Origin of the sequence: Ochrobactrum sp. A-1, from assembly GCF_022488005.1 — a bacterium.
Taxonomy (GTDB): Bacteria; Pseudomonadota; Alphaproteobacteria; order Rhizobiales; family Rhizobiaceae; genus Brucella.
Genome location: NZ_JAKVQC010000007.1, coordinates 1,003,105 through 1,018,347, shown reverse-complemented (window position 1 = coordinate 1,018,347; position 15,243 = coordinate 1,003,105). Strand labels below are relative to the sequence as shown.

Here is a 15,243-nt window from a genome sequence, read left to right as displayed (position 1 = left end):
TGCTACGGCATCGTTGCCAATGCCTCACGCCAAGCCATAAAGCCCGAACCATTGAGATGGAGGCCGTCGAAAGTATATTCGGCCTTCAGCGTGCCTTCGGGGGAGAGGTGATCGTTAAGATCGATGTATCGGCAATTGGCTGCGGCTAGGCACAAAGCTTCGATCTGCGTGTTCAGGCTGTCTGCGACGGAATTTGCCAAAGCATTCCGTTGCGTCTTGATGATCGACTGGACACGGAGATCGCGGTCCCCGAAAGCATCGATAATCCGGCGGTAATTCGCTACGATGTCATCCTGGTCAATGCCAAGCAAGATGTCGTTGATGCCGATCAGGACGAACACTTGCTCTGCCGCAATGGTGTCCAGACGTTGCAGCAACCCACCAGTCGTATCTCCTGAGATGCCGCGATTAACGACATTTTTGCCGGGGAACATCTCAGTCCATTCCCCATGGTCGGTGATCGAGTCTCCCACCATAGCAACGTCACCGTGGTCCAAGGACTGCCGGTAGATATCCACCTTCTGTCGCCAATAGGATCGCTGCGAAGGATCTTGATCCTGTGCTGAATGGAACGCCTTGCGCGCCAGTCGGTAAACTGGATTGTCCTTGTCGGCAGCGGTGTAGACCCCGACCGCGAAAAATACCGCGCACCCTGCGACTACGGCCGCGACTTTGACAACCCATCTCATATAAGCAAGCCCCCGCTTACGAACCAGAATGAAGGGCAGCGTACATAACTGGCTGAACGCGCGCAATGGTTGCGCACTTGAACCCCGCCTGATCGTGCTGTACAGTTTGGCGATTGACAATATGGAATAATCCGAATGGCCGAGCCGACGAAATATGAACGTGGGTACTCATTTTCCGGCTTTCAGGCCATGAACCCACGCTTTAAAAGGCTCGCTTGTGATCTCCTGATCATACAAAGCAAGATGCCAAGCATCTGCATAAAACATCATTTTCTGTAGCTTTAACGGTGTGAGTATTTCACCATGCTCGCGCATCTCCGACAAAAGATAGTCGGCCAACAGATTTGATGCGTTGTTAACCCCCGGCTCAAACATCGCTTTCTCCATGGACTCGGCATTGCGTAACACAACCTCGCTGAGTCGTAAAATCACATTTATCCACAGGTAATCCACAAACACGGAAATACAATGGCTCTCCTAACTTTGGAGGCGGTCGCTCGTTTGCAGCCCTCAGCCTGTTCTTGTTACTAAAGGAAAATCCAACATGAATATGCATCTTGGCGATACCCGCCTCTTGATTGAGGCAGGTCGAAAGTACGGCCTATTGCGCAACCAGATGGCCTACGTTCTCGCGACCGCTTATCACGAGACGGCGCATACGATGAAACCGATCATCGAAAAGGGCGGAGAGAAATATCTCCGATCAAAGAAGTACTGGCCGTTCTTCGGGCGCGGGTACGTTCAGATCACCTGGAGGGATAATTACGAACGGGCTGGGAAAATCCTTGGCGTAGATTTCATCCGAAGCCCGGAACTGTTGCTGAAGCCTGAATATGCAGCACCGATCATTATCGCGGGCATGGCTGAAGGCTGGTTCACCGGCAAGAAGCTTTCCGATTACATCACCTTGCAGAAGTCGGACTTCAAGAACGCCCGCCGGATCGTGAACAAGATGGATCGGGCCGAACTGATCGCCGGATATGCGAGGGAATATGACAAGGCGCTTCTGTCCGAAGGCTATGGCGTCGAGCAGGTCGTGACCGCTTCCGCTGCGGAAGTGGTTCCCGTACCGGTCGAGGAAAAGCCCATATCGAAATCCTCCCGCTTCTGGACTTGGTTCGGATCGGGCGGCGGCGCGGCTGTCATGCCGTTTGTCGACTGGAAAGTGCAGTTGGTCATCGTGGCGGCGATCATCCTCGTTGCAGGCTATGCGATCTTCACCATGCCCCAGGCGAGGGCCAAGCTTGAAAAGCTGGTTGATGCGATATGACGGCAATCTGGGCGCTCATTCCCTCATGGCTGAAATACTCGCTCGCTGCCCTTGTGGCGGCGCTTCTGCTTCTGGCGGGTGGATACACTGCCGGAACCATCAAAGAGCGCCAGCGGGCCGCATTGGCGGCGGCAGAGGCCACAGCCAAGGCAATTCAGAAAAGGGCGAACATAGATGAAAAGATTATCGGTATGGATGCTGTTGCTCTCTGCCTCGAGCTTGGCGGGGTGCCAGAGCAATGCAACGAACTGCGCGGGTTGGAAGCCGATCAGCCTTAAACCGGCAACGGCTGTCTATCTCGCAGGAAACGATACACCGGCGGGTCAGGGTATCGCTTCTCACAACGCATTTGGGAAAACGCGGGGCTGCTGGTGATGGAGGACAATCCCATGGGCGACCGTCAGGTGATGGGGATGAACATCGATATGAAAATGTCTATCGGCAACGTCATCACAATAGGAGTTGTCGTGGTCGGCATTACTGGCAGCTATTACGCGGTGAAGGGTGGAGTTGATCAGAGCAAGATCGATATCACGAAGCTTGAAACCCGCATTGAACGGCTGGAAACCCAGAACGGTGATGTGCGGGACCGTATGACCCGCATGGAAGTCACCTTACAGAATATGGCTATCAATCTGGATCGTGTGGCGCGCTTTGTGGATAGCACAGAGCAGCGGAATATTCAGCCCGGAAATCGGTGAAGGGCGGATTTCATATACCTGGGTAATGCCAGTCACAGCCTTCTCGTAAATAACTAAGCCAGAAACGATGCCCAATCCTGCATCATCTCGCGGCGCTTGGCTAGCGCCGTGCCCCGGCGATATGCTGCTTCTGTTTTATCCCGCAGGCGGTGCGCAAGAGCGGCCTCTGCAATATCACGCGGATAATCTGTTTCGTCGCCCGCCCAATCGCGGAACGAACTTCGTAGGCCATGCAGGGTAGCATCACCAGCCCCGGCAGCACGGAATACCTTCACCATAGCCGTGTCGCTTATCGGCCTGCCTTCTTTCTCCCCTTCAAATACCAGATCGCCGGTCGTGCGCTGCTTCTGCGCCATGAGGATGGCTATCGCCCGATCCGATAATGGAACCTCATGCGGTCGTGATGCCTTCATCCGTTCGGCTGGAATAATCCAAAGTCGTTCATTGAAGTCGATTTCATTCCATGTTGCGGAACGCGCTTCGTTGGAACGTGTTGCCGTGAGTGCCAAAAACTCCAAAGCCCGCGCAGATACGGCAGTCGTCTCCCGAAGTCTTTTCATCACCGCCGGTAAGTCCTTATACGGCAATGCAATGTGATGACCTTTTGTCAGTTTTTTGCGCGCTGGCAGCAATTCCTTCAAGCCGCCGCGCCATGCTGCCGGATTATTACCGGCAAATAGACCACGGGCCGTTGCATGTTCAAACACGAGCGCGATGCGCTGTCGGGTACGGTCAGCGGTTTCGGGAATTTTCGTCCAGATTGGCTTGAGAACTTCAAGGACATCGTCGCGTGTAATGTCTGCTATGGCCTTATTATGGAGCGGCTTGGCATAGGTCCGCAGGGTCATGTTCCATTGGTCCTGATGCTTCTTGTTCTTTGACGATGCTAATTTGACGTCGAGAACGTCATTCATGACCTCGGCAAATGTTTTCCTGTCATGAAGCTTTTCACCACGCGCCAGCCTTTTCCGCATTTCATCGGCTTTCTCCCGCGCCAGTGCGAGAGAAACATGGGCGGTTCCTTGTCCATATCCGCCAAGGCCGGTTTCGGTGCGCTTGCCGTCTCGTTTATGGATGAATACCCACTGACGGCTTCCCCCTGCCCTGACACGCAGATATAATCCGTCGCCGTCGCTGTAAATGCCCGGCTTCGTGAGGCCCTTTATCTTCGTTTCGGATAACTTATTGCGGGCCATTTCCCATGTCCGGTTGTCATAACTTGGATATGGAAAATACGAAAAAGCAGGGAAAATGCAACAAGACGCGTCAACAATAACAATAGCTTATGGAAACCGGGGGACATTCTCTTCCGCCAATCGGCTTTTCAGGTCATCTCGAGCGTACGATGCTGAGCACATTGCGCACTACCTCGTCCTGAAGCGGACGCTGCTTCTCGATGTTGAAATGGCCGATATCCTTCATGCCCGAGAAATCGCGATTGTCGAGACTTCCCTTGAAACGCGGACCGGCGGTCAGCGGTAGACCCCAGCCATGCTGCTTGAAATAGAAGTTCACGACACGCCTTATATTGCCAGGAAGGGGATCTGGACCTGTTGCGGCAAAGATCGCCATATAGTCAACCTGAATGCCCTTCTTCTCGAGAGCCTCGGCAACATCGATGACGGCATTGGCGCCAAGCGAATGGCCGATCAGGATAACGGGCGCTCGGGGATTATGTTGCTGATCAGCGAGTATTTGATTCAATACGAGACGCCAGGCCACGTGGCTTTTGACATGTGCATCGACGCCATTGGCCTGCAATTGCTTGCCGATCTCGTCGATGCCAGCGGAGAAGATATCCCCGAAGCCACGCAGGAGGTAGACATCGGCTTGCGGCGAGTTTCTGGACGGTGTTGTTATTTTGGGCGCTGCCTGCGCGGCGCTGCCGTAAAGGGCAACAGCAATCCCGGCAAACAGCAGGCCACGACGGGTCAGGGCTTTCGAACGCAATGTATTCGGTTTTGAAATCATCTTCGACTACCTGTTGGAGCGCGTTCGAGAACCGTGAACGAGCTTTCGAACAAAGTGCATCAAGGCAGATATCTAGAGCGCCGGATTGTTTCAGCCAAATCACTAGAACTTGAGTTTTGGAATGACCCGGCCGGTTCGGCTGGCATATTCGTCATAGGATGTACCGAATGCCGCGCGCATCATCGCTTCCTCGTGATCGACCCGATAGAAATAAAGGATAGCGACGCCGACGAGCCCGGCAAGACCGGCGAACCAGTTCGGCAGCAGGCAGAATTGCGCAGTCGCCCACAGCCAGAATGACAGATACATCGGATGACGGACATATTTGTAGAGGCCATCGGTGACCAGCTTGTGCTCTCGGCGGATTTCAAGCGAGACGGACCAGTTTTTGCCCAACTGTCGATGGCTTGCATAGAAAAGCCAAAGGAAAGCGATTTCGACAAACAATCCGATCCAGGCCAGCCATGGCTGGAAAGCATAGTCGGCAAAAGCGGGAAAGCCGGTTGTGACATAGACGATCGGAATCAGCGACAGGCCGACGGTCGCCGCACCCAGCGCCAGCCTGTCAGCCAGCGTTTTTGCATTGTTGGCAACCTTGATCTTGCGCGCACGTCGCTGGTGCGGAATGCGGATAACGACCCAGGCGACAAGCCCGATGCCCCAAACGATTGCGGCCAGTGTCGGTGTCATTCGGCAATAGTTTCCTTCGTTGGCAAGGCACCGATTATTCGGTCGTCTGTCCGGTCTCTCAGCGAAATCGGCCCACAGCAAATCTGAAAGAAATCATACCAATAGGGCTTCGTATTTCCGAATACATATTGATAGTGCACGCGAAAAAGATTCCGCTTAACACGCTTGTAGATTTCCGGCTGCAGCATATCCTTTATTCGCACGGTCTTTGTGACAGGAAAGGGCCGTTGCGGTTCGCGTTTCAGGCCCATTTCAGCCACGGGATCGGTCTTGTAGAAATTGATGGCATCGGTCAGGCACTGGATTTCCACCCAGTCGATCTTGCCGTCGTCCACCAGCCGTTGCACGCCTTCGCGAAAATGCTTGCCTGCGGGGTGATAGCCCGCCTTGAGCGCGGTCGATCCAAGGGTGAGCACCGTCACTTTGGATGCGCGGCTGCTGAATGCCGGATCGATGGCAAGGCAGCGCGCTGCAACGTCCAGCATCAGCATGCCGCCGGTGCTATGGCCGATCAGAATGACCTCGTCATAATGTTTCGTGGTGACCCGCTCGACGATACCGGCAGCAAAACGCTGCATCAGGGATTCGCCGTCCTGCCGTCGTCCCCGAATGAAATTGAGTGAAAACGACCACAAATCCATCAGATGGTTGGTCGACCAGCGCTTGCCCAGAACGGCGAGTGCTACGGAGAAAACCACCAGACCGACGAGCCAGCTGATAACGCCCAGCCATTGGACCGTCCAGCGCGCCACTGCATAGCCCGCGGCAGCAAACAAGGCGAGGACGAAAAACGGGTAGAGGAAATAGAGCCCGAAGCGCCACGCCTTGGCAAAAAAACGAAAGGCTGTGCCCGTTAGGACAAAATCGCCGAATGCAACGAGATATTTGGCCAGCCTGACAGCAAGAGGGCGGTCGAAATCCGCCAGCACTATTCTGTCCAGCACGAGAAAATTGAAGTCTGTCTCTGTGGTCCAGCTCTTGTCGTCGGGCGCCGTTTCAATGGAAACGGTGCCGACCTCGCGCTCAGGCGATACATCCACAGGCGAAACGACGGAACGAACGCTCCAGAGCGCTTCGAACCGTTTGATTTCTCTATTCAATCGCCCGAAGAACGCCTCCGGCGTTTTCGGGTCGTAGCCGCCAATGAAGAAGACAGCGCGTCGTCGAACCGGTTGCTTCATGAGCAAACCGTAATTTGGGGTTCTCGGATTGTCGAGATCATTGCCGGTCATCCCCAAACAAATATGCTTGAACCGTTGCGGTGGCTTATCTCATATCGACCAGACCGCGCTTTATGGCTTCGCGGGTTGCTTCGGCGCGAGAAGAAACGCTCAGCTTTTGATAGATGGCCTTCACATAGTCGCTGACGGTGTGCTCCGATAGTCCAAGTTTGCGGGCGATCTCGCCATTCCGGTGCCCGGCTCCTATCTCCTTCAGCACTTCGGTTTCCCGGCGCGAAAGATGGATGAACTCGCCTTCCGGCTCCGTAGGTGCCGGATGGGCGGATATGGCTTTCACCCGCGCGACCAGATTGAGCCTTGCGCGGATCGTGAGGATGAGAACGTCGAAGTCGATCGGTTTCGTAAGATAATCGTCAGCGCCTGCCTCCCGGCCTGTCAGCTCATGGCTGCGGTCGGCAAGTGCGGTCAGGAACAGGAACGGCGTGCTGGCAAGGTCCGCGCGGGAGCTGCGAATCTGTTCCAGAAATTGCAACCCGTTGGTGCCAGGCATTAATATATCGCAGATGATGATGTCGGGTGTCGTCGTGTCCAGCACACGCAGCGCTTCGGTCGCATTGGCGGCGCCGACGGCGTTGAAACCCGAGGTACTCAGTTCATCGATCAGTTCTTCCAGTATGTGTGTTTCGTCCTCAATACACAGGACGGTGGGCATGGGGAGGATTTCAGGCAGTCGCATGCTGGGCCACCTTTGGTAGAGTCAGAATGAACACCGTACCTTGTCCTTCAATCGAAGTGAAGACAAGCGTTCCGCCGTGCAATTCGGCCAATGCGCGCGACAGACTGAGGCCAAGGCCGGTGCCTGCCATATGCGATGCGTTGCTGGCACGGAAAAAGCGCGTGAAGATACGATCCGCATCTTCCGCGGGTATGCCGATGCCGTAATCGCGAACGATGCAGCGGAACTCGTTTTCGTCTTCTTCCGTCGTGACTTCGATGGGCTTGTCGGCAGGGGAATATTTGGTGGCATTGCCAAGCAGGTTGACCAGAATTTGCTCGACCAGAATACCGTCGCAATAACAAAAGGTCTCGCTGTCCTGAATGTCTGTCACCAGCTCCAGCTCGGGATGCAGTTCCTGATGGTAGGCGCAGGTGTTGCGGACCAGTTCCGAAAAATCGACCGGTTGCCGGTTGATTTGAAAGCCGTTCTCATCGAGACGTTCCGCATTGGCCGTGCTCTCCAGAAGCAGGATCAGGCGCCGGCTGGCATTGCGCATGCGCTTGGCCTTATCAATGATGATTTCAGGCGTGAACTCGTCGGCGCGGCGGATGAAGCGTTGCGCAATGATGTCGATGATCGATACGGGCGTACGGAACTGGTGCGACACCGTGGTGATGAAACTCTTGTAAAGCTCCTTGGCCTTGCGTTCGTTCTCCAGCGCTTCACGTAAGGCGGCGGTGCGGTCGGCAACGGTGTGTTCCAGCTGCTGCTTGTACTCTTGCAGCGCCTTGTGGGCGCGCTCGGCCTTGCGCATGTTGGAAAATACCTGCCATGACAGAATACCTCCGGTGGCCATGATGCCCAACACCGCAAACATGATGAGATAGATCGATTGCAATTGCTGGTCGCGCTGCGCGCCGCCTCGGTCGCGCTCCAGGATCATCGCATCATTGGCAACTTTGGTCAGCTCCTCGCGCATGGGGACCAGTGCTTCGTAAATGGCAATCGGGTCGAATTTTTCCGGCTCCGCGTCGATCATCGCCTCGATCTCGGGAAGCCGGTCGGCATTGCGCTGGATGGTTTGGGCGCCGCCCGGAATGCGTGCGAAATATTTTTTCTGCGGAGCATCGGCCAGAAGCGCAAAACGGCTGTAAAGCACATCGAGACGGAGCGAGAGATCGGCGGTGTTGGCGTTACCGCTCGGAAATGTCAGCGCCGTTTCGCCCAGTCGCCCGGCGTCCCGCTCGGTCTGGGTTATCGCCCAGACCATGTTTTCGCCGACATAGGTTGCGAGCGATTTCTGGATGACGAGGAGCTGAATGAAAGCATAAGCGAGCAGGGCCGCAAAACCCACCATGACCAGGCCGGAAAGAATATAGCCCCGCTTGAGTTTCATTTCACCTCAATCTGCTTCAGCTGCCATGCCCAGCGATGATCATAGCGCGAATCGTTCAGTTCCTCATGCTGGTCGCGCGGGTAGACGATCCAGTATGGTCCCTTGTCACGCCGGTTCAGCTCCTTGCCGTTCATCTTGTGCGCAACGAGGACGTCGTATTTATAGGCGTCTTCCAGCGGAATGCTGATGCTGTAATCATTGAGCGCCAGCACGGTTATGGAGTGGCTGGTGGCATCTTTTCCGTCGACGCCCACCGTCGCCAGCACGTCGCGCAGCAGAACCCCGTCAAAGCTCTGCGGTCCCTCGGTCCAGGCGGTGTTCGTCTGCAGCGTGCTCTGCGGCAGTTTCGTGAAATCTTCGCCAGACAGCACGCGTGTCGTTCCGTCCGGAGCGACGATGGTCAGCGTGACGGGCGGCGCAGCTTCAACCGCGCCGGTGAAATATGTGATTTGGCAGATGGCGAAAAACGCGATCAGTGCCGGGAGCGCCAGAATACGCCGGAAAGCGAACATCCAGTTTGCGCATGACACGTGAGGTTCTCCAGAAACGAAAAATTGCGAATGTATCCAAGCTTAAACGGGAGGACGCGCACAATTTCAAGATTGTCTTGAACTTGCCGAGCGAAATTCCCCTTCAAAAGCGTCAATTCACACATAACATTAAAAAATTTTGGTCCAATTCCAAATAAATATCAAACTGATTCACGAGATCTTTCAATATCTACCGGTGGTTACAAGTCATTTTTGGATGAAATGGCCGGTTCTTCTTTGTGGTGCATCCCCCTGAATAGGGGAATTGTTTTTAGCTACTAGAGCGTTCACTAAATGAGCGCCGGCCTGTTGGGGCTTAGGAGGCTGGCGCAAAAATTGGGCGGGGGCTGCTTATCGACCGCGGGGAGTCGGGGTCGATAGGCAGCCAACCAGTCCGGATAGCGCGGAAGCGGCGATAACGGTTACTCTCGAAGCGAAGCGTTTCGAGCTACGAATAAAAACCGATCCTGCCTTTATCGAATGCTTTCTGGACAAGAATGGCCGACTGGCATCTGGTCGAGCCTTGTGAACCTGCCGTTCGGGTTCCTCGATCAGAGCGAGCTTGCACCTCTTTCGCGTCCTTCATCTGGAGGGCGCGCTTTTTTTTGTCCTCCAGATGAAGGCCACATTAGTCTTTCACCTATGTCTGGCAAATGCCCCCAATGCTTGGCGTGCGGGAATATACACCTATCGGTTGCAAGCATATAAAAGCAACTTTTTGAAAAAATTATTATTCTTCTTAGAAAGATGATACTTTCTTCTTTTTTTTCAGTGGTTTGCAATATAAGAGCGATGAAGCGTGTTCGCGCCGTCGAGTAAAATCTATACATTGCAGCCGGGTATCCGGGGGGATTCACATGACAGGCGTATTACGTCGTAGAGCGTGGCTGTTGATGACAACGGCGCTGATGGGGTTGACCGTAGAGCCAGCGGGTGCCCAGGGGGCTTCGGGAGGCGGCATTAACCTCGGAACAGAAGGCGCTGGTTTTAACATCAGTGGGGCAGGCAGTGACCAGACCATTGCATTCTTGAGCGGCGTTTCCCGCACCTTTGTTGTGCTGGGTTCCAATAGATTGACGTTCGGGGATGCTAACGATTACACCTTCGCTGGCTCGATCACCGGCACTGGCGGTATCGTCAAACAGGGAAGCGGAACACAGACCCTTGCTGGCGTCAGCACGTTTACCGGCGGCTTGACCATTGCCGAGGGAGCGGTTGCTTTGGGCATGGGCGGGTCTCTGTCGCCCATTGGCCCGGTAAACCTCGCAAATGCGGGAACCTATTTCGATATCAGAGCGGCAGGCGCCCAAACAATAGGCGGGCTGTTTGGGGTATATGGAAGCACGATCTGGCTCGGTGCCAATGATCTAACATTCGGTGACGCGACTAATACTGCTTTTGGCGGCATGATTAGTGGTACTGGCGGCATAATCAAGCAAGGCACCGGCACGGCAGTATTCACGGGTGCAAATATTTATACCGGCGGCACAACGGTCAACGGTGGTGTCCTTGCGCTGGGTGCAGGGGGGGGCGCTTGCAGCAATCAGTGCGGTCAATCTCAACGGTGTAGGCGCTTCTTTTGATATAAGCGCCGCAGGTGCCAATCAGACTATCGGCGGCCTGGACGGCACCGCCGGTACAACGGTCACACTCGGTGCCAATACACTTTTATTTGGCGATTGGATCAACCGGACATTCGCTGGGACAATCATTGGCACGGGGGGAATCGTCAAGAACGGTCTCGGAACAGAGACGTTGACCGGTGCCAACACCTTCACAGGCGGTACTACAATCAATGGTGGAACGCTGGCACTTGGTGCCGGAGGCTCACTTGCAGCGGGCAGTGACGTTAACCTCGGCGTACCCGGGGCCAATTTCGATATCAGCGGGGCCGTGGGTAACCAGACTATCGGTGCGCTGAATGGCGTCAGCGATACGGGCGTATCGCTGGGCGCCAACACGTTGACGTTGGGCAATGCGACCAACCGGATTTTCGACGGGGTGATCAGTGGCACGGGAGGTATCATCAAGCAAGGCAGCGGACAGCAGGTTTTCAACGGCGTCAACACCTATAAGGGGCTTACCGATGTCAATGCCGGTAGTCTCATCATAGGAGATACAAGCGGCAGCAACGCATCCGTTGCCGGTGATGTCACTGTTGCTTCCGGTGCAACAATTGGCGGACATGGTCGCATAGGCGGCAATCTGACGCTGAACTCGGGGAGTCATTTGAGCCCCGGCGCAAGCATCGGCACGCTTACTGTGGGCGGCAATTTCACAGCAGAGCAAGGTAGCCAACTTGATTTCGAGATCGGCGCACCCGGCGCGAATTTCTCGACTTTAGGCCAGAGCGATAGTGTCAAAGTCGAAGGTAACCTGACTTTGAACAGTGCCGTCTTCAATATCATCAATGGCGGCGGCATGGGGCCGGGCGTCTACAATCTGTTTAGCTACGATGGGTATTTACAAGCCCCGTCTGTTATATTTCTCGGCATTCCAGCCGGCGGTTATGTCGATTTTCTTTACAGCGCGCGAAATATAAATCTGATCAACCCGAAGGGGTTAAACCTAAATTTTTGGAACGCAAACGGTTTGGCCACTTCAGGACAAATGGGCGGTGGTACCGGTGTGTGGTCGAGCGTTGAGCGGAATTGGGCAGATGAACATGGTGCGATCACAGGGCCTTTAACCCCCCAGCCAAACTTTGCAATATTTGGCGGTACTCCAGGCGTCGTGACAGTGTATAATGATTACGGTCTGGTGCAGGCGACCGGAATTCAGTTTCTCAGCGATGGTTATCGCCTTAATGGTCAGGTTTTAACTTTGGTGGGCAGCGGCGGTGCCGCACCGCTCATTCGCGTAGGGAGCGGTTCGGCGGATAGTCGAACATTGATAGCGACCATTGACAATATCGTCGACGGTTCGGACGGTATCTCAAAAACCGACGCAGGAACGCTCGTACTTAATGGCGACAATAGGTATCGTGGTGGCACACAAATCAACGGTGGTACGCTTTCTGTTTCGCGCGACAGCAATCTGGGTAATGCCAGCGGCGGTATTGTCCTTGACGGCGGCACGCTGCGGATCACAGGAACCGGATTTTCGCAAACCGTCCGCGATCTGACCATGACCGGCAGTGGAGGCGGCTTCGACATTGCCGATGCGGTAGCGCGCTTTACGGTCTCGCAGGCTCTTTCGGGCAGCGGCGCTCTGGTCAAATCGGGCGACGGCACGTTGGTCCTGTCCGGCCCAAACAGCTATAGCGGCGGCACGCTCGTCAGCGGCGGCACCTTGCAGGGTGATACGGGAAGCTTGCAGGGCAATATCACCAACAATGCACAGCTCGTCTTCGACCAGCAGAGCGACGGCACATTTGCAGGCGGCCTTTCCGGCACTGGCGCATTGGTCAAATCGGGCGGCGGCACGCTGACCCTGTCGGGTATCAGCAGCTATAGCGGTGGCACGCTTGTCAGCGGCGGCATCTTGCAGGGCGATGCGGGAAGCCTTCAAGGCAACATCACCAATAATGCGCGGCTTGTCTTCGACCAGCAGGACGATGGTATATTTGCAGGCAGTCTTTCCGGCAGCGGAAGCCTTGTGAAGCAGGGTTCGGGCATGCTGGTTTTCAATGGCAACGGTGCGAGTTTTACAGGCTCCACTGTCATTGAAAACGGTATGCTCAAGGTCGGCGATGCCGATCCATCGGCTGCGGTTTTGGGTGGCGATGTCGCCATCGGGGCAGGCGGCACCTTGCGCGGTCACGGCGCAATTCTTGGATCGGTCACCAATGACGGTGTGCTGCGTCCCGGTGGTTCCGTCGGAACGCTGACCATCGACGGCAATCTGGTGCAGACAGCAAACAGTGTCCTGCAGATCGACACGACGCCTGCGGGAGAAGCCAGCAAACTCGTCATCGGCGGTTCGGCACAGCTTGGCGGTGACCTTTCGATTATCGGTGAAAATGGCGGCTGGGCACCGCAGACCAATTATTCGATCCTGACTTCGGCAGGCGGTATCAGCGGAACCTTTGCAACAATCGACAGCAATCTGGCGTTTTTGACGCCGAGCCTGAATTACGGTGCGACGACGATCGATCTCCGTCTTGAGCGCAACGATGCCAGCTTTGCCAGCGTCGGCGAGACGCGAAACCAGAAAGCGGTGGCTTTTGCTGCCGACGGGCTGGGCAGCGGCGCAGTTTATAATGCGCTTGTCAGCCTGACTGCCGCTGAGGCGCGCGCTGGTTTCGATGCGCTTTCGGGCGAAATCCACGCCAGCGTCAAAGGTGCATTGATCGACGAAAATCGATTTGCACGTGACGCCATCGGCGACCGCCTGCGCGGCTCGTTCGATGCAAATTGCAAGGCGGGCGATCCGGTATGGACCGGCAAAGGCAGCACTGGTGTCTATGGTCAGGCCTGTGCCAATACCGCTGAAACGGCCTTCTGGCTGCAGGGCTATGGTGCCTGGGGTTCCAATGACGGCGACGGCAATGCCGCCAAGCTCTCAACTTCGGCAGGCGGTATGTTCATTGGTGCAGATATGTCGGTCGGCAGCTGGCGTACCGGCATGATGGCAGGCTATGGCCATTCCTCCTTCGATGCCGATGACCGTTTCTCAAGCGCTTCGGTCGATACCTATACGCTTGGCACCTATGCCGGAACGGTCGTCGAAAAGGTCGGCGCAGGCGATATCGGGCTTCGCTTTGGCGCAACCCATAGCTGGTACAATATCGACACCGGACGCTCGGTTTCCTTTGCCGGCTTCAATGCGGCGGAAGAGGCTTCATATGACGCAAGGGCGCTGCAATTGTTCGGCGAGGCCGGTTACAAGATGCGGGCCGGTCGCACGAGCTTCGAGCCGTTCGCCAATCTGGCCTATGTCCGGCTTCATACTGACGGATATGATGAGGACGGTGTTGCCGGTCTTCACAGCGACAGCGACAATAGCGATGTCACCTACACGACGCTTGGTCCGAGAGCCGCGACCGATCTGACGCTTGGCGGTATCGCCTCGACATTGCACGCAATGGTCGGCTGGCAGCATGCGGTCGGGGACACTACTCCCGTTGCAAATCATGCATTTACCGGTTCGGATGCCTTCACTGTAGCGGGTGTGCCGATTGCTGAGGATGTAGCCTTGATTGAAGCTGGTCTGAACTTCCAGTTCAGTGAAAACGCTTCGCTTGCAGCCGGTTACAAGGGGCAATTCGGTGATGGAGCCGTGCGAAACGGCTTCAACGCTTCGTTCAACGTGAAATTCTAGGCTCAAAAAATTTGTGACGATTGTTGCTCATGGCAACGATCGTCACAAATGAAGATATGGCAATTACTTCTGTTCGGGTGCCGTTGTCTGAATGCTGGCAGTTGTCTGAGGCTTCTCCATCTTCGTGGAGGATTGGGCACTATGATAGGTGCAGTCTGCCATCGCCGCTGTAACCGACAGAGCGAGGACAGCGGTAGTCACGAATACGACTTTCATGTCTGTCTCCCTTCAGTTTGGATGTGGCATTGCAACGGCAAGTTTAGCAGAGCCTGATCGTCCTGTCGCATCACATCACCCCTAAAATGCCATACGCCGTATTTTGGCCATGATTTCGCCGGGCGTTCGCCACAGATTTCTATGGTGGAATGTATTGGTTCTCGTCGCAAAAACGTATTTGGCGCGAAAATCGCGCCAAATCATGGTTTTGCCTTAATGTGATTTCGGCTCGCTCAGGAAGAGCAGCGGCTCACCACTGCGCGCTTGCCGCCGAGCGACAGGAACGAGATATGCAGGGACTGGCCGACAGGTGAAATGGTGATGTTTTCGTTCGAGTGCTGGCCGTTGGCGGTGCAGGACATGGCCACGGTAAACGTACCTTCGTAATTGTTCATTCGCGTGACCGAACATTGGCTGTCGCGGCTATCGAAACGCTCGCCGGAAATGGAGAACCGCTGGCCATCGGAACTGCACCAGTTGCCGGTGATGGGTGTCGGATCGACGGGCGGTTTGGCAGGAGCGGTACTTGCCGACGGGCGGGGTGTCGTTTCGGAACATGCAGTCAATGCTGTGACAACGAGGGCGAGGGCAAGCAAACCGGGTTTCTGCAACAATCTTC

The 15,243-nt window shown here is 55.3% G+C and carries 16 protein-coding genes; 5 read left to right on the top strand and 11 right to left on the bottom strand.

What is annotated here, in order from left to right; translation table 11 throughout:
- Positions 1-2: 2 nt before the first annotated feature.
- Both MKS82_RS22835 and MKS82_RS29680 read right to left on the bottom strand, forming a co-directional pair.
- A complete protein-coding gene (locus MKS82_RS22835) occupies positions 3-809 on the bottom strand; it encodes a GDSL-type esterase/lipase family protein (protein ID WP_240579311.1) in 807 nt (268 codons plus the stop codon).
- Positions 810-857: 48 nt separating this feature from the next.
- Positions 858-1,148: a type II toxin-antitoxin system antitoxin SocA domain-containing protein gene (locus MKS82_RS29680; RefSeq protein WP_240579310.1), complete on the bottom strand. Its 291-nt coding sequence runs from the start codon at positions 1,146-1,148 to the stop codon at positions 858-860.
- An 85-nt stretch (positions 1,149-1,233) separates the two neighbouring features.
- Between MKS82_RS29680 and MKS82_RS22825 the strand changes: the two genes are divergently transcribed.
- The 3 genes from MKS82_RS22825 to MKS82_RS22815 all read left to right on the top strand — a co-directional run bounded on the left by MKS82_RS22825 (position 1,234) and on the right by MKS82_RS22815 (position 2,660).
- Complete coding sequence (locus MKS82_RS22825) at positions 1,234-1,959, top strand: glycoside hydrolase family 19 protein (RefSeq protein ID WP_240579309.1); 726 nt, start codon at positions 1,234-1,236, stop codon at positions 1,957-1,959.
- A complete protein-coding gene (locus MKS82_RS22820; protein WP_240579515.1) occupies positions 1,956-2,237 on the top strand; it encodes a hypothetical protein in 282 nt (93 codons plus the stop codon). Before MKS82_RS22825 ends, MKS82_RS22820 begins: the two co-directional genes overlap by 4 nt.
- Before the next feature lie 111 nt (positions 2,238-2,348).
- Complete coding sequence (locus MKS82_RS22815; protein WP_240579308.1) at positions 2,349-2,660, top strand: hypothetical protein; 312 nt, start codon at positions 2,349-2,351, stop codon at positions 2,658-2,660.
- Between the two features lie 53 nt (positions 2,661-2,713).
- Here the strand turns inward: MKS82_RS22815 and MKS82_RS22810 are convergent, their stop codons facing one another.
- The 7 genes from MKS82_RS22810 to MKS82_RS22780 form a co-directional block, all read right to left on the bottom strand.
- Entirely contained in the window at positions 2,714-3,856 is a 1,143-nt protein-coding gene (locus MKS82_RS22810; protein WP_240579307.1) for a tyrosine-type recombinase/integrase, read from the bottom strand.
- Positions 3,857-3,989: 133 nt separating this feature from the next.
- Positions 3,990-4,631 carry a thioesterase domain-containing protein gene (locus tag MKS82_RS22805; protein WP_109988080.1) on the bottom strand — a complete coding sequence of 214 codons (642 nt, stop codon included), beginning with the start codon at positions 4,629-4,631 and terminating at the stop codon, positions 3,990-3,992.
- A gap of 102 nt (positions 4,632-4,733) precedes the next feature.
- Complete coding sequence (locus MKS82_RS22800) at positions 4,734-5,321, bottom strand: protein-S-isoprenylcysteine O-methyltransferase (RefSeq protein WP_109988079.1); 588 nt, start codon at positions 5,319-5,321, stop codon at positions 4,734-4,736.
- Positions 5,318-6,502: an alpha/beta fold hydrolase gene (locus MKS82_RS22795; protein ID WP_109988129.1), complete on the bottom strand. Its 1,185-nt coding sequence runs from the start codon at positions 6,500-6,502 to the stop codon at positions 5,318-5,320. The genes MKS82_RS22800 and MKS82_RS22795 overlap by 4 nt, the downstream gene beginning before the upstream one ends.
- 85 nt (positions 6,503-6,587) lie before the next feature.
- The gene (locus tag MKS82_RS22790; RefSeq protein WP_109988078.1) at positions 6,588-7,238 is read right to left on the bottom strand and encodes a response regulator transcription factor; all 651 of its coding nucleotides are present in this window, start codon (positions 7,236-7,238) and stop codon (positions 6,588-6,590) included.
- Entirely contained in the window at positions 7,225-8,616 is a 1,392-nt protein-coding gene (locus MKS82_RS22785) for a sensor histidine kinase (protein ID WP_109988077.1), read from the bottom strand. Before MKS82_RS22785 ends, MKS82_RS22790 begins: the two co-directional genes overlap by 14 nt.
- Positions 8,613-9,146 (bottom strand): molybdopterin-dependent oxidoreductase, encoded by a 534-nt coding sequence (locus MKS82_RS22780; RefSeq protein WP_235969149.1) that lies wholly within the window; start codon positions 9,144-9,146, stop codon positions 8,613-8,615. Before MKS82_RS22780 ends, MKS82_RS22785 begins: the two co-directional genes overlap by 4 nt.
- An 857-nt stretch (positions 9,147-10,003) precedes the next feature.
- On the opposite strand from MKS82_RS22780, the gene MKS82_RS22775 reads away from it, so the two are divergent.
- Entirely contained in the window at positions 10,004-10,729 is a 726-nt protein-coding gene (locus MKS82_RS22775; RefSeq protein WP_146206483.1) for an autotransporter-associated beta strand repeat-containing protein, read from the top strand.
- Positions 10,650-14,408 carry an autotransporter domain-containing protein gene (locus tag MKS82_RS22770; protein WP_181394289.1) on the top strand — a complete coding sequence of 1,253 codons (3,759 nt, stop codon included), beginning with the start codon at positions 10,650-10,652 and terminating at the stop codon, positions 14,406-14,408. The genes MKS82_RS22775 and MKS82_RS22770 overlap by 80 nt, the downstream gene beginning before the upstream one ends.
- Before the next feature lie 63 nt (positions 14,409-14,471).
- Here MKS82_RS22770 and MKS82_RS22765 read toward each other — a convergent pair whose 3' ends face one another.
- Together MKS82_RS22765 and MKS82_RS22760 are read right to left on the bottom strand one after the other, a co-directional pair.
- On the bottom strand, positions 14,472-14,624 hold the full coding sequence (locus MKS82_RS22765; protein ID WP_155723819.1) for a hypothetical protein: 153 nt from the start codon (positions 14,622-14,624) through the stop codon (positions 14,472-14,474).
- A gap of 233 nt (positions 14,625-14,857) precedes the next feature.
- Entirely contained in the window at positions 14,858-15,235 is a 378-nt protein-coding gene (locus MKS82_RS22760) for a hypothetical protein (protein WP_109988074.1), read from the bottom strand.
- Between the last annotated feature and the right edge of the window lie 8 nt (positions 15,236-15,243).

Bases quoted from the DNA above. Each gene is read 5' to 3' on its own strand.
- MKS82_RS22825 (WP_240579309.1), top strand. From the start codon at position 1,234: ATGAATATGCATCTTGGCGATACCCGCCTCTTGATTGAGGCAGGTCGA.
- MKS82_RS22820 (WP_240579515.1), top strand. From the start codon at position 1,956: ATGACGGCAATCTGGGCGCTCATTCCCTCATGGCTGAAATACTCGCTC.
- MKS82_RS22815 (WP_240579308.1), top strand. From the start codon at position 2,349: ATGGGCGACCGTCAGGTGATGGGGATGAACATCGATATGAAAATGTCT.
- MKS82_RS22810 (WP_240579307.1), bottom strand. From the start codon at position 3,856: ATGGCCCGCAATAAGTTATCCGAAACGAAGATAAAGGGCCTCACGAAG.
- MKS82_RS22805 (WP_109988080.1), bottom strand. From the start codon at position 4,631: ATGATTTCAAAACCGAATACATTGCGTTCGAAAGCCCTGACCCGTCGT.
- MKS82_RS22800 (WP_109988079.1), bottom strand. From the start codon at position 5,321: ATGACACCGACACTGGCCGCAATCGTTTGGGGCATCGGGCTTGTCGCC.
- MKS82_RS22795 (WP_109988129.1), bottom strand. From the start codon at position 6,502: ATGAAGCAACCGGTTCGACGACGCGCTGTCTTCTTCATTGGCGGCTAC.
- MKS82_RS22790 (WP_109988078.1), bottom strand. From the start codon at position 7,238: ATGCGACTGCCTGAAATCCTCCCCATGCCCACCGTCCTGTGTATTGAG.
- MKS82_RS22785 (WP_109988077.1), bottom strand. From the start codon at position 8,616: ATGAAACTCAAGCGGGGCTATATTCTTTCCGGCCTGGTCATGGTGGGT.
- MKS82_RS22775 (WP_146206483.1), top strand. From the start codon at position 10,004: ATGACAGGCGTATTACGTCGTAGAGCGTGGCTGTTGATGACAACGGCG.
- MKS82_RS22765 (WP_155723819.1), bottom strand. From the start codon at position 14,624: ATGAAAGTCGTATTCGTGACTACCGCTGTCCTCGCTCTGTCGGTTACA.